This window comes from Ruegeria sp. YTSC004 (assembly GCF_059609805.1).
The window spans coordinates 1-21,178 of sequence record NZ_JBXWMJ010000011.1 but is presented as its reverse complement, the minus strand read 5'-3'; the positions used below and the strand labels follow the sequence as shown (position 1 = coordinate 21,178).

The following is a 21,178-nucleotide window of genomic DNA, read 5'->3' as shown; positions in this document are numbered from 1 at the left end:
TTAAACGTTAAGCCTGCCTTAAGACCTGCGCTGATACCTCGGTATCGGGTGATAAAAAGGTGGTGGAGATGGGTGCGCAATCCAATGCGGCGCCAATCATCATCAAGAAGAAACGTGTGTCCGGTGGCGATGGTCACCACGGTGGCGCGTGGAAAGTCGCATATGCCGACTTTGTCACGGCCATGATGGCGTTCTTCATGTTGATGTGGCTGCTGAATGCAACGACGGAAAAACAACGCAAAGGACTGGCGGATTACTTTTCTCCGACAATCCCCGTGAACCCGGTGTCAGGCGGCGGGGACGGGGCCTTTGGTGGCAACAATATGTTCTCGGAAAAAACCATGGTGATGGACGGCTCGGGTGCCAGCCAGAAAAGCCCAACCGTTGCGCGGCAGGCGCGTGGTTCGGTTGGCGTGAACGCCGAGGGCGGCAAGGAAAACCTTGAGGATTTCTCGACGCTTGAAGCCAAGCTTTTGGGGCGCACCGGTGAAAGCCTGGTCTCGGACAAGGTCCTGAAACACATCGTCACGCGGGTCACAGATGAAGGTTTGGTTGTCGAACTGTTCGATACCGAGGATCAGCCGCTGTTCGAATCGGGGACCGATAAGCCCACCGCCATGATGCGCGCACTGGCGTTGCTGGTGGCGCGGTCTTCGGACCTGGTGCAGAATGCAGTCGCCGTCGAAGGACATGTGCGTGCGTCGCCGGTTGTCCTGGCGCAAAACCCGGCCTGGGATCTGTCGACGGCCCGCGCGCAGGCAGCGCGTCAGATGCTGCAAGGCAAGGGTTTGTCCGTCGAAAGGCTGGATCGGGTCACGGGCCACGCGGACCGCGAGTTGACGGCAAAAAACCCAATGGCGGTTCGCAACAACCGGATCGAGATCATTTTTCTGCGCACGCCCTAGACCCAAAAGGATAGAACGCATTTTACCTGTTAGCGTGCTGTTAAGGGCCAGCACGTTAGCTGTTGCATCACGTTTTGACGCAACAGAAGGGCGTGCCAATGACAATTTCCTCTTCGCTGAATGCCGGTGTGGCCGCTTTGAAGGCCAACGCGAACCGGCTGGCGACCATCTCTGACAATATCGCCAACTCGTCCACCTTTGGCTACAAACGGGTTGAGACCGACTTTCACTCGATGGTCACCTCCGGTCAGGGTGGAAGCTATTCGGCAGGCGGCGTCAGAACCACGAGTCAACGCATGATCGACCAGCGTGGATCGCTGGTCACAACGAACAATTCAACCGATTTGGCAGTGCGCGGCCGTGGCCTGCTGCCCGTGCGACCCAGCTCTCAGGTGGCGTCAAACTCGAATGAGATGCTTCTGACCACAACTGGCTCGTTCCGCACCAATGAGCAGGGTCATCTGGTGACGCAATCGGGGCTTGTTTTGTTGGGTTGGCCCGCTGGCCCGGACGGATCGATCCCTAATGTGCCAAGGGATACGGCAGCTGCGCTGGAACCCGTCAAACTCAGCGTCAACCAACTAACCGGTTCACCGACCACAAGCATGAACCTTCGCATGAACCTTCCGGCTACGGCGACGGATGCCGGCGCACCGGGTGACGCACAGCCTTTGTCTGTTGAGTATTTTGACAACCTCGGAAAATCGGAATCCGTGAATATTGAATTGGTCCCGACCGTGCCCGGTACGGGCTCCAGCAATGAATGGACGATGACACTGCGCGATACCGCATCTGGCGGTGCGGTGATCGGAGAGTACCGCCTGACCTTCACCGACAGCCGAACCGCAGGCGGCACGCTGGCCAGCGTGACCACCATTTCGGGTGGTGCTTACGATCCGGCAAATGGCAGTTTTGTGGTGAACGTGGATGGCGGGCCGATGGAGATTAATATCGGTCAGATTGGCGACAAAGATGGAATTACCCAGCTGTCGGATACATTTGCCCCCGTATCGATCACGCGCGACGGTGCCCCCGTTGCAACGATGACAGGCGTGAAAGTGGATGAAAACGGGTATGTCTACGCGCAATACGACAGCGGTGTTAGCCGGCGCGTGTACCAGATTCCGCTTGTCGATGTTCCCAACCCGAATGGGCTAACGGCGTTGGATAATCAGACCTATGCCCCATCCCACGACAGCGGAACGTTCTTCCTTTGGAACGCGGGCGATGGGCCAACGGGCGATCTGGTGTCCTTTGCGCGCGAAGAATCGACGACAGATGTTGCAACTGAACTGACATCAATGATCCAGACGCAACGGGCATTTTCGTCAAGCGCCAAAGTGATCCAGACCGTCGACGAGATGCTGCAGGAAACCACAAACATCAAACGTTGATCCGGGGCTTTGAGCTAGGGAAAGGACCTGTCCGATGAACATCACGACAGCATTGAACAACGCGTTGGGCGGTCTGACCGCCGCAAGCCGCGGGGCCGCAGTTGTCTCGGGCAATATCGCCAACGCCCTGACACCGGGCTATGCGCGTCGCTCGCTGGAATTGGCAACAAGTCCGATCTCAGGCAACGGCGTGCGCACCGTCGGTGTGACGCGCCATCAGGACCCGGCCCTGATCGCCAACCGGCGCGATTCCGACGCAAGTCTTGCCGGTGCCAGCGCAATCTCAGAGTTCTACACCCGTTTTGATAAGGCTGTGGGTTCGGTTGATGACCCCAAATCCTTTGCCTCTCGGTTGACCGAATTTGAGAACGATATGACAACGGCCGCCAGCTTGCCCGATTCCAAAGTGCGGCTGGATCAGGCGGCCCGCGCTGCCCGGGATTTGGCGGACAGCCTTAACGCGGCATCCGAAGGTTTACGTCAGGCGCGGTCGGACGCAGACAGGACCATCGGCAAGCAGGTCAACCGCCTGAACCAGTCCTTGCAGGATATCGAAAAGCTGAACAATAAGATCCCCAGCATCAAGAACTCCGGCAGCGATATCAATGCCTTGCTCGATCAGCGTCAAGTATTGATTGATCAAGTGAACGAGCTGATGCCGGTCAAAGTCGTAGCGCGGGATAACGACCGTGTGTCGCTATATTCAGACGGCGGCCTGATCCTTTTAGAGGGGCAGGCAGCAGAATTCAGTTTTACGACTACCGGCGAAACCAAGCCGCACATGACATTTGCCAACAGCCTTTTGTCAGGTCTTGAAATGAACGGGCAGCCTGTGCGTACCGGCGGCAATAGTGCGCAGCTTAGGGGCGGTGCGCTGGCGGCTCAGTTCGAGATTCGCGATGAACTGGCGGTTGAGGCTCAAGTACACTTGGACACCGCCGCCCAAGACCTGATCGAACGGTTCGAGACCGCCGGTCTTGATCCGACCGTCGCGGCAACTGATCCCGGCGTGTTCACCGATGATGGCAATCGCTACGACGCAACTGCGGCAATCGGATTGGCTTCGCGCATACGCTTGAACGTGGCGTTGGACCCCGATGCTGGTGGTGACAGCTGGAAATTGCGGACGGGCCTCGGCGCCGCCACTCCGGGGGATCCAGGCGATGCAACGCAGCTGAGGGCCTTTAGCGCGGTCCTGAACGATGCCCGTCCTGTTGCCGGGGGGTTATATGGCACCGGCAACATGCGAGCTGCGGAAATTGCCGAGGCACTGCTGTCTAAGGCTGGGGCAAACGCCCATGCCGCCGAGGGGCGCATGACATTCGCCAAGCACTCGCAACTGGAAATGGCCAAGATCGAAGCTGAACGTGGCGTGGATACCGACACCGAACTGCAAAACCTGATGCAGATCGAAAAGACATACGCCGCGAATGCGCGGCTCATCTCGACCCTGGATGAGATGATGGACACTTTGCTGAGGTTATGACGATGAATTTGACATCCATTGGTGATCTGGCGCGTGGTTTGACGCTGAGAACCCGGTCGACCGAGATCAAAAACCAGATCGAAACACTGTCCTACGAATTGTCATCCGGACGGGTTCAGGACTTGCCTGGCCATCTGGACGGTGATTACTCTCATCTGCTGGATCTGGATCGCAGCCTGTCCAGACTGGATGCGTTCAAAGTATCGACCGCCGAAGCCGGGTTGTTCACGGATGCGATGCAGCTGAGCCTGAACACAGTTGCCGGCGCTGTTGAGGGGATTACCGCCTCACTTCTGTCCTTTGGCACCTCGAATCAGGCGGTGACCCACGAAAACGCGTCGGCTCAGGCCAGAAACGAACTGGACGCAATCGTGTCCGCGTTGAACACCCGCGCCGGAGGGCGCAGCCTTTACTCGGGCACCGCAACGGATGTCTCTCCGCTTCCGTCCGCTGACACGCTGATCACCGCGCTAGAGGCCGAGTTGACGGGCGCAGCTACTGTCGCGGACATCCGGCAGAGGGCAGAGGATTGGTTCAACGATCCTACCGGGTTCGATGCGGTAATTTATCAGGGATCCGGCACAAAACTGGCCCCCATGCAGATATCCGAGAATGAAAGCGTTTCAATTCCTGTGACAGCGACCGACCCAGCCATCAAAGCTGCACTTCGCGACATCGCGGTCGCAGCCGTGGTCGCGGACAGCGGTCTGAATGTCCCGATGCAACAAAGAACGGCCTTGTTCAAACAATTGGGCGTCGATCTGGTCAACGCCAAGGATCAGTTGGTGGGGCTGCGCGCCGATGTCGGCGCGACCGAGGCCCGATTCGAACAGGCGCAAACACGAAATAACGCGGCGCGGACTAGCCTACAAAGCAGCCGAAGCACATTGATCGCGGCGGATCCCTATGAAACCGCCACTCAGTTGCAAACCGTGCAGTTCCAACTGGAAAGCCTGTATTCGGTCACCGTTCGCAACGCGAACCTGTCACTAGTGAATTTCCTGAGATGAGAGTTCTTGTTTTTCTTCTGATGTTGCTTCCTGGCCTGGCCTCCGCCGGCGCTATCCGACTGAAAGATTTGGTGGACTTCGACGGAGTCCGCGGAAACGATCTGGTCGGTTACGGTCTGGTTGTAGGGCTGAATGGAACCGGTGACGGGCTAAGAAATTCACCCTTTACCGAAGAGATCATGTCCAACATTCTCGAAAGGTTGGGCGTCAACGTCAACGGTGAGGATTTTCGCCCCAAAAATGTGGCCGCCGTTCTGGTGACAGCAAGCCTGCCGCCTTTCTCACGTGTTGGCGGGCAAATCGACGTGACGGTCTCTGCCATCGGAGATTCCAAAAGCCTGTTGGGTGGAACGTTGATAATGACCCCATTGAACGCCGCCGACGGGCAGATTTACGCTGTTGCGCAAGGCACCGTTTTGGCAGGCGGCGTGTCGGCTGAGGGAGAGGCTGCCTCGGTGGTGCAGGGCGTTCCCACATCCGGCGTGATCCCCTCTGGGGCAAGGGTGGAACGTGAAATCGATTTCGAACTATCGGCGCTTACCCAGATGCGCCTTGCTTTGCGAGAGCCTGATTTTACTACGGCAGGCAGGATCGAGCTTGCCATTAATTCCGAATTCAACAGTGCAGTGGCCATCATGCGGGATTCCGGGACAGTTGAGCTGAACATAGCGGCAACGCGGGCAATTTCGACTGCCCACGCTCTTGGGCGAATCGAGAACATTCTGGTCGAACCCGAAACCAAGGCCCGCGTCGCGGTCGATCAGCGTTCGGGCACGATAGTGATGGGGCAGGAAGTGCGGATATCCCGCGTGGCGGTCTCGCAGGGCAATCTTACACTCACGGTTGAAGAGGCGCCGATTGCGGTTCAACCCAACCCCTTCGCGCGCGGTGAAACCGTTGTGGTGCCTAGAACAATCGCTGGAATAGAAGAAGAGGAAGGCACCGGGCTGGCTGAAATACCCGAAGCGGCAACCCTGTCCGAAGTCGTGGCAGGCCTGAACGCGCTAGGGGTGTCGCCCCGGGACATGATCGACATTCTGAAGACGATCAAAGCCGCCGGAGCGTTGCACGCCGAATTTATCGTACGCTGAGGAACTCAGCCCAACAGGTCACCGCCAAGGCTGACGGAGGGGCCAAATGGCCCCGCCAAAACCTATTTGGATTTCCAGCTGTTTAGCCATTTTCTGAACCTGCTGCCCTGCTCTTCTATGGCGTCGCCGGCGGCATAAAGGCCATCTTCCATATTCTCGATCACGGGATCGACCCGCGCCTCGCGAAACCGGCGCCAGCGGACCCAAAGGGCCCAAACAATCGCGAAGAAAACGGTCAGAAAAATGATATTGAACCAGGGAATGATCCGAACGCCTTGGCTGTCTACTGACCAAATCTTTACTGCATTCGGGAAAATTGACAGGAACTCACTGCGCCAACCGTAGTGGCGAACAACCACCCAGCGAGGCGCTTCGGCTGTTGATTTCAAGTCTGCTGCTTCGGCCTGCAGGTTCGACGAGTTTAGTTTGAAATAAGGTGGCCAGCCCCAGCCGGTGTCTTCGTTCCGATAAACCATGACCTTGCCGTTGGTCTTGCGGGTCTGAATGAAAAACACATCGCGGTTTGGTGTTGTCGCATCACTGCCGACGTCATGAACCGACCAGAAGATGCTGTTCTCACCGGGGTCGATCCGTTTCTCATAGGTATCCGAAATCCGAACCACATCGTGCTGCGGCAGGGTGTAATTCAACACCGCCGCAATCGTGCCCCAGAACATGATGATGATAGCCCATTTGACGTAACGCATCAGCGAAACCCTCACATGAAATTCGTAACATAAATCAGGATTGCGATCAGGCCCAGCGGCACCACGTAAACCCCAAGGATCAGTTTGCGTCGAAACGATCCGTCGTATTTTTTTAGCCCGCGCTGGACAAAGGCATCGCGGTCGCCGGTCAGACCCTTTTTCTCCCAATGGGCGATCAGTTTGCCACGTCGCACCCGACGGGAATAGATTGATACGCCCACGTAAATGACCGTCAGAACGACCAGCAACGGGATCAAAAAGCGCAGTGCGACGAACATTTAACTTCTCCCTACTGCGCCCCAGGGGCCGACGCGTGCGATGATGTCTTCGCTGATCCGGTCATTGCCGCTCATGTCCGGTTCGTGGCCGAATAGTGCGGCCCGGGCGCCAGCCTTATCCACCTGATACTCGCGCGCAAGGAAGTCGGCAACATAGGCTTTTTTGGCCTCGGGCCAAGTCGCATAGGTGCGGTAGAACAGCTCCTTATGGCAAATGAACACCTGACGCGGGTCCAACGGGGCCAGTTCCGCCAGCAACATGTTCACCAGATCACGGTTCGGTGTGTTGGTCGCCCGTAGCGTATAGAAATAGGCCGGGTGATCCGAGGTGATGCGCGGCCACGGCCCGCCATCCTTTGCCCAGCGCAACAGCTGCGCCAGACCGTGATAGGCGTCGGGCAGACGGTCCGAGTGGTTTCGAGCCAGTCGTCGCATATCGCCACGGTCCAACCCTGTCAGGTCAACGCCAGCATCTGCAGCGGCATCCACGGTCAGGAAGTCCATTTTTTGCTGCAGGATTGCGGCGGAATTGACACCGCGCGCCTCGATGATCGTTTCGACCAAGCCGTTTAGCCCGAGGAACTTGGCAATCTGGTTCCCCTGAGATGGGTCAAAAACGTATTTGATCGGCATATCGTCGGGTCTGGCGCCCATACAGATCACCGCCGGGTGATCCAGATCCGGGAACAGGTAGAGCCCGTCGAAATGCGCTGTCCAGAAATTGCGCTGCTCGAACGCGGTATGACGTAGGCGGACGGGGTTGCGGGTGACGTCGCCGGTTTCTTTGGCCGTTTCGATCATCTTGGCGATCAGAACATCGTCGAACCAGGCATCCTCTTCGGTTTTGAACCGTTCGACCATGCCCGCTAGTTGCTGTGCCTTGCGCAGGGTGCCGCCAGCGGTGTCAGCCTCAACCTCAATCTTGCGCAGGTTTAGCAGATCGCGCGGGGTGGTGAGTTTGATGACCGAGTTCACCAGCTCTCCGGCCACCGCATCGGTGGCGGTCAGGGCAAACAGTTGCGCCTCGTTCATCTCGATGAATTCGCGCAGGATATCGCGCGAGGTTGAGAATTTGACGTTCAGCAGCGGCGCGCGTTTCTGCTCGGTTGTCAGGAGGATGAACTGCCGGTTGACCCCGTTGGGGTTGAGGTAGAGCTCATCCTCCAGCTCAATCCCCACCTCCGGCGAATAGCCGGAGATATCGACATGGAAATCCGTCAGCGCCGTGGTCTTGCCCGCCAGATGCTGCAACGCGCGGTTATACCGCTCGACCAGAGCCGGGCTGGAGATGTGGACGAGGTTGCCGAACATCAGGCCTTTTTCGATGAGGCGGATCACAGTTATGCGCTCTCCCAAAAACTGTCGTTGCCGTGAATATCTCTCAAAGAGGCATAAAACGCTTCGACCTCAAGCTCCGAAAATCTGGTTCTTTGGGCCGCCGACAACTCTCGCTTTAAAAGTATTATTTTCTCCAACACCTCCAAGAGGTCGTACAACCGTTCGGGATACTTTGGCTTCTCCAAGAATTTACCTTGAAAAGCAACCTCATCCAAAATGTGGTAAGTCCCTTTAACATATAAAGATATTCTCCTTACGACTTGATCAATAGGTTCATCATCCGGGACGATCAAAAGAGAACGCTTCCTTTTGATCAACGAATTGGGCTGGTCATGGAAGTGCCAGACATACTTCTCCTTCCGAGCCATTTTTGATTTATTTATTAACGCCTTAAGAAGCTCATCCAACTCTTCTTTCTTCTGCAGGAACTGACGTTGCTTCAGCTCGTCCCGAAACACTCCAGCCTGCTCCTGAAGTGCATCCGCCATCTTTGCTGACTCCTGACGCGACAAACGCAGTTCTTTCCTTTGGGCGGCCAGTTCTTTTCCCTGCAGCATTACTGTCACAATCAACCAAAAGAAGGCCAATGAACCAGCTACGCCAGCAAGCGTGTCACCGACCTCATTGGGTCTGGCCGACCAAAAATAAGAGTACTTTGACCCGGAGCACTCTGCCCCCTCTGGGCAACCCGACGCGAAGGAAAAAAGAAAAATCAGCACAAGAAAGCTAGCTGTTATCCAAATAGCAAATTTTATGGTTGAGTCTAAGTTTCTCCATAACCGCTGAGAATACCTAAACCTCTTTTCTAAAGTCCATTTTTCGAATTTTTGCGGTAAGCAGAGTAGGGTAATGGTTGCCGCGATAACGCTACGCATTCTTCCCCTCCAAATACCGCCGCTTGGCCTCTTCCATCCGGCCCATCTCGCGAACGGCGTTTTCGATGGCTACCTCGTCGCTCTTGTCGGCATAGCGGAACTCACTGTCGGCGTAGCGGTTGATCTCTTGTATCACCATCTCAACCGTGATCGGCTGGCGCAGCTCTTCGATCATCGCCTTTTTGGTGTCGTAGTCGCGGAACAGGAACAGGTCGGGGTTTTCCATCCATTCGTCGGGCAGTTCGAAATCCATCGCGCGGACCTTGACCGCGTCGGTGATGTTCTTGATCGCGCGGCCGGTAAAGCGCTCATCCGCCTGCTGGATTGCCTTGAGATAGGTGCCCATCTTGGCAATCGTATCCATCTGGCCGATATCGCCGGAGACCCGGTCATAGACCTGCAGCAGAGCCTCTTCGTGCGGGCGGGAATGACTTTCGAAACTGGCAGCGACAGCCTTCTTGATTTCCTGCGCGGCATAGGCCTCGTGTTCGCCCAACGGGATGTCGTGGTTGCGGCCCATCAGCAGGTGCAGGATGTCGATGTAATCCTCGCGCGTTTGCGGACCATCCACCAGGAACCGAGCGCCCGCCCGCTGGCGCAGAGCGTCATCCACATTCTCGGGGTAGTTCGAGAACATACCAAAGGTGCAGTTGCCGCGCACGACGGTGTTGGCACCTGCAAAGCTCTCCATCAGCACGGCGGTGATTTCCAGCTGCCCGGCTGACGACTGCCGGTCGCCGCGCTTGCCCGCCAATTGGTCGATGTCGTCGATGGTACCAAAGCCGATGACCGAGGGGTCGATGATCGTGTTGATAAAGGCCTTGGCGTTCTGGCCAGACTTGCCCTGATAACTGTCGATATTATCGGTGCTTAGGTTTTGATAGCGGAACGGATAGCCCGCGTTCTGGCAATAGTCGTTGATCAGCCCGGCCATCATCTGGATCAGGGTGGTCTTGCCAGTGCCCGGTTTGCCGTCGCCCATGAAGGTGAAGATGAACCCGCCGAGTTCCGCAAACGGGTTCAGGCGGCGGTCGAAGTCATAGGCCATCACCATCTTGGCCAGCTTCATCGCCTGATATTTAGCGATATGGTTGCCGACCACCTCGTTCGGTTTCTTGAACGTCATGGTGAGGGTGGTGGATTTGGCCTTGGAGGCCGGTTCGAACCCCCGGATCGTCAGATCATCAGCCTCGATGTGCCATGCGGCATTCTGGAACGGGGCCAGATGGCCTGCTGACTGCGCGCGCAGCGCGGCCTTTTCCATCAGTTGCTCGGCATAGGCGCTGGTGGCGGCAATCAGATGAGCATCGTCGGGGGCATGTTTGGCGAGGGTCTGGTCCAGTTCCCACAGCGCGCCGTGCAGGGCGAGTTGGCCGTTGTCGGTCAGGACCTCTTCGACCTCACCGATATCGACAGTGGTCTCTCCAAGATGCGAGGACATCAAGTACGCCAGCGCATTGCCGAAGGTGTGCGAGGTGATCAGCGCCTCGGCCGTCAGCAGTTCCGAGAATTCGGTCTTGCGCGCGGCGGGCAGGTCTCCGGCAAGATTCGCGCGTTTCAGATCAGCCAGCGACGTCTGTTCCGCATAGGTCTCAGCCACAGCCAAGGCGATGGCAATGGCGCGGCGGATGGCCTGCTGCGTGGTCGCCTGCGGTGGTGAAACTAGCGCATCGCCATCATCCGAGGCCTCGATCCGTTCGACCAGATGCACCCCGGCTGCGCGCACGGTTCGGCGTGTCACCAGCCCCGGCGTTGTGGAGCGGAACCGCCCTCCAGTGGAAACGCCCGGAGACCGTTCGGTCGCCACCTCAACCGCTTTGGCTATCCGAGGCGCGTGTTCGAACCCATTCAGCAAGGCGGTCGCTGCCGGATAATGCTTGCGAATATCGTCCTCGCGCAATTCCATCTGATCTGACGTCAAACTCATTTCAAAACCGCCCTTGCTTCATCTTTTCAAAAATACTCCCGCCGGAGGCCAAACTAATAGCGCAGCACCTGCCCGCTCTTGCTGACCACGAATTTGCGCACATCACCAAATCCCGGCGGGTTGCGCTCGGCCAGCACCTGAAACGGGCGTTGGGGCAGGATGATTGATCGCTGTGTGCGTGTGGCCCCGGTTTCGGCCCCCTGCCCGCCGAACGGGTCCAGCGCGAAGACCTCGCGCTCGACGGTGGAAAACCACCCGGCACGTTCTTCGATCACCTCTTCGCTTTGCAGCTCTTCGGTGGTCCAGGCCAGTGCCCAGTCCTGACCTTGCGGTGCCTGTGCGTCCTCAAGCACTTGCCGCAACGGGCCGGTTTGCTCGGTATAGGCTGAGGAATACATCGGACCCACGTGGATGCGGCGCAGATGTTTGGGGTGCAGGTCGTCGAAATCCTGATCGAAGCCTTTGGCAATGGTCACCAGTTTCAGACCGCCTAAGCTTTGCGCCATCAGATGCGCCTGCACTACAGGCCAGCGGCGCTGGTCTTTAGGCAGGGCGGTTTTGCCGCTGTCCTCAAGTTGCATCAGGTAGATGACCGGAAGGTTGATTTGGCTGTCATAGACCGCCCAGTGGATCATGAACTTGCGCCGTTCGCCCTCATTCCCGATCCAGTGGCATTCGGGATCGTTGCGGGCCCAGAACAGCTGACCCTTCAGCAATTCCTCGTAATAGAGCCTTTGCGACAGGGCGAATTGCAGTTTGGTGGGGATTTCTTGATTGCCAATGATCGTCCGCACCATGTCGGTTTTCAGGTCGTCTTCCGAGGGCATATTCGCCAGATGCACCTGCGCCTGCTGCGCGTCATTGGCCATGGTCAGCAGCTCGGCCGCCACCGGAAAGCCGCTGTCGCGCTTGTCCATAGCCAGGCTGCCAAAGAACCGGCCCGTATCGCGCCCGACCAGCAGGTATTTCATGCTGAGCGCGCGAAAAGTGTAGAGCAGCCCCGAGAGGTAGCGCGATACGATCCGCACCTCTTGCTTGCTGATCGCGCCCTCAGCCTCCATCGTCGCGGCCACGCGCAGGAGGTGCACGGTGATCACCTCAAATTTGCGGAAATAGCGGCGCGAGGCGAAGGTGTCGGTCAGGCCGACATGGTCTTGGGTGGGGTCTGTCATGTGCTGACTTGCGATTGCTCAACTTCGACTATGGCTGATTTGAAAAAGCTCAGAAATGCAGTCGCATAGATTCCCAGAATTCCAATCCACGGTACGCCCCAACGGAGCAGCGCAAAGGTGCCGATGGCCAAACAAACAATGGAAAAGCCATATTTCCTCAACATTGAACCCCAAACGGCTTTGACCGCAATTGCATTGGCGAAACTAATTTTGTGCTCTTCGCCAATCTCTCTTGCATCTGAGCCACTCGGTATTGGCGACACGATGCAAAACGCGAACGCGCAACCCCAAATTCCAATGACAAGAACCGCGTTGGTCCCCAAGAAAATCCCTAACAGGCACAGAAAAAGCGATGAGTACCCAACTATGCGGGCGATCTTGTTGCGAACGGTTTTGGTAAACAACTACCTCAGCCCCCATACAGATTCTTATCGTGCTTCTCCGCAATCGAGGCGAACCGGCGGGCAAAGCGTTCATCTGCCTTAGCCTTTTTCTCCAGCACATCACGGGCAAAGACCATATGGTCCTCATGCGCCTCAAGCATATCGGCCATTTTCTGGTTGGTCGCGGTGCCGATGGCGGCCATGGCGGTTTGCGCCTCTTGGTCGGTCTGCACGCCGATCTCGTTGATGCGGTGGGCCACGTCCTGCTGTTGCGCGGTTTTCAGCGATTTGGTCAGGGCGTCATACAGCACAACGCGTTGTTGCGTGTCTGTCTGCAGTTTGTTGATCAGCACCATCTGCGTCGCCGCCTGGTTCTGTAGGGAGTCGACCCAGGTCTTGCCCTTTTCGATGTAGCGCTCCAGCGTTTGTGACTTGGCCAGCTTGACCTGCTCTTCCTGAACCTTGGCATTGTATTGCTTGTTCAGCTCGGCCAGTTCGGTTTCCAATTGGGTCCGCGCGGCCGCGTCCTGTTCGACACTGATCTTGTTTTCCAGAGTGATGATCGTCGGATCCATATCCTGAATCTCAGCCCGCAGCGCCTCTAGTTCAGCAACAGTAGCCTCGCGGTCGTCCAGCGTACCGGTCAGGTTTTCCTCGACCTTCACCCGCTGTTCTTCCAACAAGGATAGCTGCCCTTGCAGCAATTGAACGATTACGTCGGATTTGGCGATCAGGTCCTGCAACTTGTCGTCGATATTGGCCGTGCGCATGCGTTCCTGCCGCATCGACTCGGATTTTCCTTTCGAGAAGATGCCGACAAACGTCTCCCACCCGGATTTCGAGCGCATCTCGTCGAAATCCTTGGAAAAGGCGCTGGTGACGTCGTCCAGACCCATGATCAGCTCAGCGATATTGGCGTTCATCACCTCGGTATGGGCGTGCACATCCTCAAGCGTGGCGTTTTCGATGTCGATGTCGGCCTCGGCAGAGCCGATCTTAGAGCGCGCGGCTTCAATCCGGGATGTCAGCCCTTCGATCTGAGACTGGCTTTCGCGCACTTTTTGCTGCGTTTCCTCAATCAACGCATCAAACTGCTGGTTCGACATCTGTCCTATTCCTTTTTAAATTATGCACCCAACAAGATAGGAGATGTTACGATCATTTACATCCCCTTGGGCATCCAATCCTGTGGAACTTTGGCAAACTCCGCCAAAAAAAGATAGGCGGGTTGACACTTTGGCCTCAGATCGCATGAATGCGCCCCGGTAGGCAAAAAACGTCACGTTTACCAAACGAAAACTGGATTGATCTGACCCCACGGGTGGCCATAGACAATCCGGGAGGCACATGTTTGAGTGCTAACAAATTTTTATTGCCGGAGGCTGACCCATGCTGGACGCGACAACCGACCTGAAATCAATCCTGAAAAACCCCGATCTGCTTGTAACCAAAGCCTATATCGGCGGTCAGTGGGTCGACGGGGACAATGGCACCTTTGCCGTGACCAACCCGGCGCGCGGCGACGTCTTAGCCGAAGTCGCAGACCTGAGCCGCGCGCAGGTCGCCGGCGCGATCGCACAAGCTGAGGCCGCGCAAAAGGAATGGGCCAAGCTGACCGGCAAGGAACGCGCCGTGATTCTGCGTCGTTGGTACGACCTGATGATGGAAAACGCCGAAGATCTGGGCAAGATCCTGACCGCCGAGCAAGGCAAGCCGCTGGCCGAGGCCGTTGGCGAGATAGGCTATGGCGCGTCCTTCATCGAGTTCTTCGGCGAAGAGGCAAAGCGCGTTTATGGCGAGACGATCCCCGGTCACCAGCGCGACAAGCGGATCATGGTGCTGAAACAGCCGATCGGTGTTGCGGCCTCGATCACGCCCTGGAACTTCCCCAATGCGATGATCACCCGCAAGGCAGCTCCGGCGCTGGCAGCAGGTTGCGCATTTGTTGCGCGCCCGGCCAAGGAAACACCGCTGTCTGCATTGGTCATGGGCGTTCTGGCCGAACAGGCTGGTATCCCGGCAGGCGTGTTCAACGTTCTGCCGTCCTCCAGCGCCAGCGAGATTGGGAAGGAATTCTGCGAAAATCCCGGCGTGCGCAAGCTGACCTTCACCGGCTCGACCGAAGTGGGTCGTATCCTGCTGAAACAGGCCGCTGATCAGGTGATGAAATGCTCGATGGAACTAGGCGGCAACGCGCCGTTCATCGTGTTTGACGATGCCGATCTGGATGCGGCCGTCGAAGGCGCGATGATGTGCAAATTCCGCAACAACGGCCAGACCTGCGTCTGCGCTAACCGCATCTATGTGCAGGCCGGTGTTTACGACGAATTCGCGGCCAAGCTGAAAGCGGCGGTCGAAGCACTGAAGATCGGCGACGGCCTGGCCGAAGGCACAACCACCGGCCCGCTGATCAACGCCGAAGCAGTGGTCAAGGTTGAAGAGCACATCAAGGACGTCACCGACAAGGGCGGCGCGGTTCTGACCGGCGGTCTACCGCATGATCTGGGTGGCACCTTCTTCCAGCCGACGATTGTGACTGGCGTGACTCAGGACATGATGGTCGCGCAGGACGAGACCTTTGGCCCGCTGGCACCGCTGTTCAAGTTCGAGGACGAAGACGATGTGATCGCGATGGCCAATGACACCATCTTTGGTCTGGCGTCCTACTTCTATGCCAAGGACCTGAGCCGCGTATACAAAGTGGCCGAGGCGCTGGAATACGGCATCGTCGGCGTGAACACCGGTATCATCTCGACCGAGCTTGGCCCGTTTGGAGGTGTCAAACAATCCGGCCTGGGCCGCGAAGGCAGCCATCACGGCATGGAAGATTATCTTGAAATGAAGTACGTCTGCCTGTCGGTCTGATCTGAAAAGGCCCCGGAGCACAGCGCCGGGGCCACTACGTTTGTCACAAAAGTGCAAACAAACCGTCACATCCCTGCAATGCCTTCCGTTCATCCCCCTCTCATCCAAGTGAGAGAGGATACCACCCGATGTCGTTGCGCTGTGTCTGCCTGACATCTGCCCTTGCCCTGACCGCCGGTCAGGCTGTGGCAGAAATGAATTTCAACCGAATTGCATCTTTCCCCGTCGTCAAGAACATGGCCGAGGGCGCGGATACCACCCGCGAAACCTCGCCCGAGATCATCGCAGCGACTGCTGATGGCATGACGCTGGTCTATACGGACAGCCCGCTGGGCATGATTGGCATGGTCGACATCACCGACCCTTCGAACCCGGCGCCTCTGGGCGCAATGGAGGTGGGCGGTGAACCGACCTCGGTTGGGGTCGTTGGCACGACGGCTTTTGTGGGCGTGAACACATCGGTAAGCTACACCGCCCCGTCGGGCAAACTGATCTCGGTCGATATTGCGGGCAAGACCGAAACCGGCGCCTGTGATTTGGGTGGTCAGCCCGACAGTGTCGCGATTGCCCCGGATGGCAGCTTTGTTTCCGTAGCCATCGAGAATGAGCGTGACGAAGACTTGAACGACGGGGTCATCCCGCAGCTGCCCGCCGGGACACTGGCGCTGGTGCCGCTGAAAGACGGCGCACTGGAATGCGCGGGCATGAAGATGGCTTCGCTGGCAGGTCTGGCCGAGGTTGCCCCCACTGATCCCGAGCCTGAGTTTGTCGACATCAACACCCTGGGTGAAACCGTCATCACCCTGCAGGAAAACAACCACATCGCGGTTGTCGACAAGGATGGCAACGTGATCAGCCATTTCTCGGCAGGCAGCGTGGATCTGGATGGTATCGACGCCACGGATGAGCGCGGCGCGCTGATCTTCACCGAAAGCCAAAAGGATCGCCTGCGCGAGCCGGATGCGGTGAAATGGATCGACGACAACCATTTCGCAACCGCCAACGAAGGTGACTACAAAGGCGGCTCGCGGGGCTGGACGATCTTCCACAAGGACGGCACAGTCGTATATGAAAACGGCACCGATTTCGAGAAAGCCATCATCCAGATCGGCCACTACCCTGACAAACGCTCGGACGCCAAAGGTGTTGAGCCTGAAAGTGTGACCGCAGCGACCTTCGGTGACACACCAATGATCTTTGTAGGAGCCGAGCGCGCCTCGGTCGTGGGTGCCTATGACGCCACCGATCCGGCCAACCCGGTTCTGAAACAGCTGCTGCCTTCAGGCGTTGGTCCCGAAGGCTATGTTGCGATCCCGAAACGTAACCTGCTGATCTCGGCTAATGAAAAGGACCTGATCGAAGACGGTGGCCCGCGTGCACACGTGATGATCTACGAATATCAGGACGCCCCGGCCACCTATCCGCATCTGACGTCCGCAGGCACGGATGAGCTGATCGGCTGGGGCGCGCTGTCCGGTCTGGTAGCTGATGAGGACGGCATAATCTACGCGGTCAACGACAGCTTTTATGGCTTCCAGCCTTCGATCTTTAAGATCGACCCCAGCCAGCAGCCCGCCCGCATCGTGGACGTGATCCGCATCCACCGTCAGGACGGCAACCCGGCACAGAAGCTGGATCTGGAGGGCATCACGCTGGACGGTAAAGGCGGGTTCTACGTCGCCTCCGAAGGGCGTACCGACCGTGTTATCCCGCATGCGATTTACCACGTGTCCGCTGATGGCCTGATCAAGGATCGCAAAGGCGAGATCGGCCTGCCACCTGAGCTCATGGCCGTCGAAAAGCGCTTTGGGTTTGAAGGCATCACCCGCGTTGGCAACACCCTGTGGATGGCCGTTCAGCGCGAATGGAAGGACGACCCTGAAAACCACGTGAAACTGGTGGCCTACAACCTTGAGACCAAGGAATGGGGCGCGGTGCACTATCTCAAGGCGGACCCGGAAGAGGGCTGGGTCGGTCTGTCGGAAATCGTGGCCTTTGGCGACCACGTCTACGTCATCGAACGCGACAATCAGCATGACCACCGCGCCGTGACCAAAAAGGTCTACCGTATCCCGCTGTTAGAGATGACCCCGGCCCCGTTAGGCGGTCCCCTGCCCGTGGTCAGCAAGCAAGAGGTCCGCGACCTGCTGCCTGATCTGACCTCGACCGGTGGTTACGTTCTGGACAAGATCGAAGGCCTGGCCATCCTGCCCTCGGGCGAGGCGTTTGTGATGACCGACAATGACGGCGTCGACGATGCCTCGGGCGAGACGATGTTCTGGTCGATTGGGTCGGTGACTGGCGGGAACTAAACTCAACAGGAAAATGCAGAGAAGCCCCGCACGAAATTGTGCGGGGTCATTTGTTTTCAGACGTCAGCTATGAGCCCAAAGCGAACGCTCGCTCAAACTTGGTTTGGGGGACATTATTATTCCAAAACCGTCTATTTGACTGACCGGTTGCCAGAATCGCAGTCTTAGGTGATCCTTCAAGAAATCGAAGGATCGCAATATGTTTAGGTTTCTATTAATTGCATTCGGTATTTGCGTATCTACTTTCGCGTTAGCGCAAGAGTCGTCCGAAGATGTGGCGGGAAAAGATGATACCTCGGCAACCTCGTCCAGCCTGCTAACTGATGCTGAGTTGCAGACATTGGTCGCCCCGGTTGCTCTTTATCCCGACACGTTACTCATACAGATATTTGTCGCGGCCACCCAGCCATTGGAAATTGTTAAGGCTGAGCGGTATTTGCTGGATAACGCCGACCGCGACCCCGTTGAACTTGAGCCGGAAATCGAAGCAATGGGATGGGATCCTTCTGTCAGCGTATTGGCGACGGCGTTTCCCGAAGTTGTTGGTCAGATGGCCACCCATATCGACTGGACCGAGACAGTCGGCACAGCCATGTTGGCCCAGTCCGATGATGTGATGGATGCGGTGCAGGTCATGCGGGATCAGGCAATTGACAGCGGCGCTCTTGTTTCAGGTCCCGAGCAAACTGTCGAAGTGTCTGACGACGACACAGTAGTAATTACACCGACAGAACCCGAAACGGTATACGTCCCACAATACAATCCCGAGACGGTTTATTCTGGCCCGTCAACCGGGGATGTTGTGGGCGCAGCACTACTAACGTTTGGCGCCGTTGCCCTGATCGACGAAATTTTTGACGACGACGATGATTGGTATGACTATTGGGGGTGCCGAAATTGCGGTGGCTGGGGCGGTGGTCCGATTTACAGAAATCCAAACATCGACATAGACGTCGATGGCAACGTCAATATCGGCAATGATATAGATTTAGGTGACCGAACGGATATCGGATGGAACCCCGATCCTGACCGGCAACAGGAGGCCCGGAACAAAATAGCGGACCATAAAAGACCTGAAGGTGGCCGCGGCGACTTGCCGGTTAGCCGTCCTGACGGTCGCACGGATGAGCTGCGTGCAAAGTTGAGCCGAGAATCTGGTGCTGCAGATATTAGCCGGGACCGCGGGGCGGCAGCAGCTGCGGTCGGTGCCGGTGCGGGGGCTGTAGCAGGCGGGGCATTAGCGAACCGGAGCAACGCAAATCGGGATAAGGCCGCTGCAAAGCAACAGGCCATTGATCGTACCAAACGTCCAGATGCGGCGAAAAAGCCAGTCGCGCAAAGACCGCAGACCGCCAAAAAGCCGCAGGCGAAGAAAGCCGCATCGACGCAGCGCAAGCCCGCGGCATCCAAAGGGCAAGCGATGAAGAAAAAGGCGTCCGGCAGCAGAACTCAAAGCGCGTCCAATCGTGGACACGCCGCTAAAGGCAAGCGGAGACGGTAAGATGCGTAGATCAGTATTTTCAATTTTGTTGCTTGCCGCGACCACAAGCCCGGCTCTCTCTGAAGGAGCCAGATTTGATACGCCGCAAACCGCACTGGATGCTTTTGTTGATGCGTTGAAGGCTAATGATCAGAGCAAGCTGATCGAAATTTTCGGGCCTGAAGCCGAGGATCTGGTTGGAACGGGTGATCCGGCGGAAGATCAAGAAAGAAGGCAGGAAATGCTTGGCATGTATGCCGAGGGGTATCGTTTCCGGCCTGAGGACGATGGCGTTGTACTTCTTCTGGGTGAAGACGGTTGGCCTTTTCCTATCCCAATTTTGCGAAAAGATGATGGTTGGCGCTTTGACCTGGAAGCTGGGATCGAGGAACTTTCAGCTCGTGAAATAGGCTTGAATGAGTTGGAAGTGATCGAATTGCTTGAGGCCTATGTTGATCTGCAGGCAGCTTTCCGGCTTGTGGACCATAATGGGAATGGCGTTATGGAATTCGCTCAGACGATCATTTCTGATCCCGAAGAGCAAATCGGTCTCTTCTGGCCTGGAAAAGACAGCTTTGTCGGTGCGGCGCTTGCCCGCGCCGCAGCTTCGGGGTGGAGTGACGGTCAGGCTGACTATGAAGCCGAGCCGTTTCTTGGCTATTATTACACAATCCTGCAAGAGCAGGGCCCTAACGCTCCCGGGGGTGCCTACCCTTATTTCGCCGGGGATCACTTCGTTGCAGGACATGCCTTGCTGGCAATACCGGCAGACTACGGAGAAACTGGTGTCCATTCCTTTCTGGTTGGCGAAAACGGCATAGTCTACGAGGCAGATTTTGGCCCGGAAACACTCAGTATTGCTGCTGAAATTACTGCCTATGATCCAGACACTAATTGGTCACCGGTCGAGTAATGTTTGGATTGATAGTGGCGATTAAGCTCTGATGCTTTGCTGAGGCCACTATTTGCGGATCGTGTAACAAGCTTCAGTTCGATGGTTACGTGTACCCGAACAAGTTCAGCCTGGATCGCTCTTGCAACACACATTGTAACGGCCAGCAAATTGCCCATCTTACGGTTTGATCCATTCTTCTGCCTTAACACGTTTCGAGTCAAAGACTGAAAAGTCCGCAGAGCGGTCTTCTTCGATCGGATATCGAATGGCAGGTTTCGCGACCACCGCATGAATTGCAGCGACGTAACAATCCACGAACGTCGCAGTACGGGTGTTATGTGAAGCGATCTCTGGTTGAGTGGTCCGTCCGTCCACAGCCTACCGGCCCAATCACCTAACACCACATTGAGCGGCTTTTTTCCGCCCCATTGATCTTGTTCGCCCAGTCCGATATTCAGACCGGCTGCGTTTTCGGCCGTCTATCCGAGCCCAGCCCAAAACCAACGAGCCAACCGATGGAGGGTGCCATGTAGTTCAGAAACTGCATGAAAGGCCAATGACATGGCCCATTACAAACGCAAACGTCCCCGTACCGTGCTTGGGAACGGGTACTCACGCCTAGGTCTGAGCCGTCGTCTCGGAAAAGACCTTGATGATGTCCGGTGGCTTGGCAATTGGCCACGCTATCACGACATCACCTGTCACACGCGTCCAACGAGACGCAAAACCAAGGCTCTTGCGTTCGGCATCCTGAAAGGCGCTGATCCTGACGACCTAGTCTGGCCCGATGGGCGCAAGCCCCACCACTATTATTGGTGAGTATGTGCGGCGGAAGCATTCCATAACTCCGCCGCGCACTTTGGCTCAGGTGGCCGTTGAGACGACCGAAGCAGTTTGGCCCGTTGCGGCCATCGTTAGATCACGAACCGAGTCCCGCGTCTTTTCTCACTATGTGCCGCAGCAAGTCATTGCCCTCGGCCCTAAGGTCGAGGCGATCTTCGTTCTTTTTCATCACAGTTGCCCACGCTATTTGATCGTGTATGAATTCATCAATGACCGC

Annotated in this window: 17 protein-coding genes; 10 read left to right on the top strand and 7 right to left on the bottom strand. The window is 56.9% G+C overall.

From position 1 onward, the window contains the following. Positions 1-68: 68 nt before the first annotated feature. The 5 genes from AC2FFP_RS17910 to AC2FFP_RS17890 all read left to right on the top strand — a co-directional run bounded on the left by AC2FFP_RS17910 (position 69) and on the right by AC2FFP_RS17890 (position 5,886). The gene (locus AC2FFP_RS17910; RefSeq protein ID WP_496881315.1) at positions 69-905 is read left to right on the top strand and encodes a flagellar motor protein MotB; all 837 of its coding nucleotides are present in this window, start codon (positions 69-71) and stop codon (positions 903-905) included. A 98-nt stretch (positions 906-1,003) separates the two neighbouring features. Further along, complete coding sequence (locus AC2FFP_RS17905) at positions 1,004-2,299, top strand: flagellar hook protein FlgE (protein ID WP_496769609.1); 1,296 nt, start codon at positions 1,004-1,006, stop codon at positions 2,297-2,299. Between the two features lie 34 nt (positions 2,300-2,333). Further along, positions 2,334-3,785 (top strand): flagellar hook-associated protein FlgK, encoded by a 1,452-nt coding sequence (gene flgK / locus AC2FFP_RS17900; RefSeq protein WP_496881314.1) that lies wholly within the window; start codon positions 2,334-2,336, stop codon positions 3,783-3,785. 2 nt (positions 3,786-3,787) lie between these two features. Then, positions 3,788-4,795, top strand: a complete 1,008-nt coding sequence (locus tag AC2FFP_RS17895; protein WP_496881313.1) for a flagellin — start codon at positions 3,788-3,790, stop codon at positions 4,793-4,795. After that, entirely contained in the window at positions 4,792-5,886 is a 1,095-nt protein-coding gene (locus AC2FFP_RS17890; protein ID WP_496779905.1) for a flagellar basal body P-ring protein FlgI, read from the top strand. The genes AC2FFP_RS17895 and AC2FFP_RS17890 overlap by 4 nt, the downstream gene beginning before the upstream one ends. Positions 5,887-5,948: 62 nt before the next feature. On the opposite strand, the gene AC2FFP_RS17885 is transcribed toward AC2FFP_RS17890, so the two are convergent. From AC2FFP_RS17885 to AC2FFP_RS17855, 7 genes are all read right to left on the bottom strand, one after another. Further along, positions 5,949-6,593, bottom strand: coding sequence for a DUF1523 family protein (locus tag AC2FFP_RS17885; protein WP_496845080.1), 645 nt, complete (start codon positions 6,591-6,593; stop codon positions 5,949-5,951). A gap of 11 nt (positions 6,594-6,604) precedes the next feature. After that, positions 6,605-6,871, bottom strand: coding sequence for a hypothetical protein (locus AC2FFP_RS17880; RefSeq protein WP_496845081.1), 267 nt, complete (start codon positions 6,869-6,871; stop codon positions 6,605-6,607). Continuing rightward, the gene (locus AC2FFP_RS17875; RefSeq protein WP_496881312.1) at positions 6,872-8,209 is read right to left on the bottom strand and encodes a DUF6638 family protein; all 1,338 of its coding nucleotides are present in this window, start codon (positions 8,207-8,209) and stop codon (positions 6,872-6,874) included. Positions 8,210-8,211: 2 nt separating this feature from the next. Further along, positions 8,212-9,084 (bottom strand): hypothetical protein, encoded by an 873-nt coding sequence (locus tag AC2FFP_RS17870; RefSeq protein WP_496769594.1) that lies wholly within the window; start codon positions 9,082-9,084, stop codon positions 8,212-8,214. Continuing rightward, the gene (locus tag AC2FFP_RS17865; RefSeq protein WP_496845083.1) at positions 9,077-11,011 is read right to left on the bottom strand and encodes an AAA family ATPase; all 1,935 of its coding nucleotides are present in this window, start codon (positions 11,009-11,011) and stop codon (positions 9,077-9,079) included. The genes AC2FFP_RS17870 and AC2FFP_RS17865 overlap by 8 nt, the downstream gene beginning before the upstream one ends. 53 nt (positions 11,012-11,064) lie before the next feature. Continuing rightward, a complete protein-coding gene (locus AC2FFP_RS17860) occupies positions 11,065-12,183 on the bottom strand; it encodes a hypothetical protein (protein WP_496845084.1) in 1,119 nt (372 codons plus the stop codon). Positions 12,184-12,592: 409 nt separating this feature from the next. After that, on the bottom strand, positions 12,593-13,672 hold the full coding sequence (locus AC2FFP_RS17855) for a hypothetical protein (protein WP_496881311.1): 1,080 nt from the start codon (positions 13,670-13,672) through the stop codon (positions 12,593-12,595). 283 nt (positions 13,673-13,955) lie between these two features. On the opposite strand from AC2FFP_RS17855, the gene AC2FFP_RS17850 reads away from it, so the two are divergent. The 5 genes from AC2FFP_RS17850 to AC2FFP_RS17830 all read left to right on the top strand — a co-directional run bounded on the left by AC2FFP_RS17850 (position 13,956) and on the right by AC2FFP_RS17830 (position 20,937). Then, entirely contained in the window at positions 13,956-15,431 is a 1,476-nt protein-coding gene (locus tag AC2FFP_RS17850) for an NAD-dependent succinate-semialdehyde dehydrogenase (protein WP_496845085.1), read from the top strand. A 128-nt stretch (positions 15,432-15,559) separates the two neighbouring features. After that, the gene (locus AC2FFP_RS17845; RefSeq protein WP_496881310.1) at positions 15,560-17,743 is read left to right on the top strand and encodes an esterase-like activity of phytase family protein; all 2,184 of its coding nucleotides are present in this window, start codon (positions 15,560-15,562) and stop codon (positions 17,741-17,743) included. 199 nt (positions 17,744-17,942) lie between these two features. Then, positions 17,943-19,244, top strand: a complete 1,302-nt coding sequence (locus AC2FFP_RS17840; RefSeq protein WP_496881309.1) for a DUF3300 domain-containing protein — start codon at positions 17,943-17,945, stop codon at positions 19,242-19,244. 1 nt (position 19,245) lies between these two features. Next, positions 19,246-20,136 (top strand): DUF2950 family protein, encoded by an 891-nt coding sequence (locus tag AC2FFP_RS17835; RefSeq protein WP_496881308.1) that lies wholly within the window; start codon positions 19,246-19,248, stop codon positions 20,134-20,136. A gap of 543 nt (positions 20,137-20,679) precedes the next feature. Further along, positions 20,680-20,937 carry a hypothetical protein gene (locus tag AC2FFP_RS17830; RefSeq protein WP_496770925.1) on the top strand — a complete coding sequence of 86 codons (258 nt, stop codon included), beginning with the start codon at positions 20,680-20,682 and terminating at the stop codon, positions 20,935-20,937. Positions 20,938-21,178 lie beyond the last annotated feature (241 nt).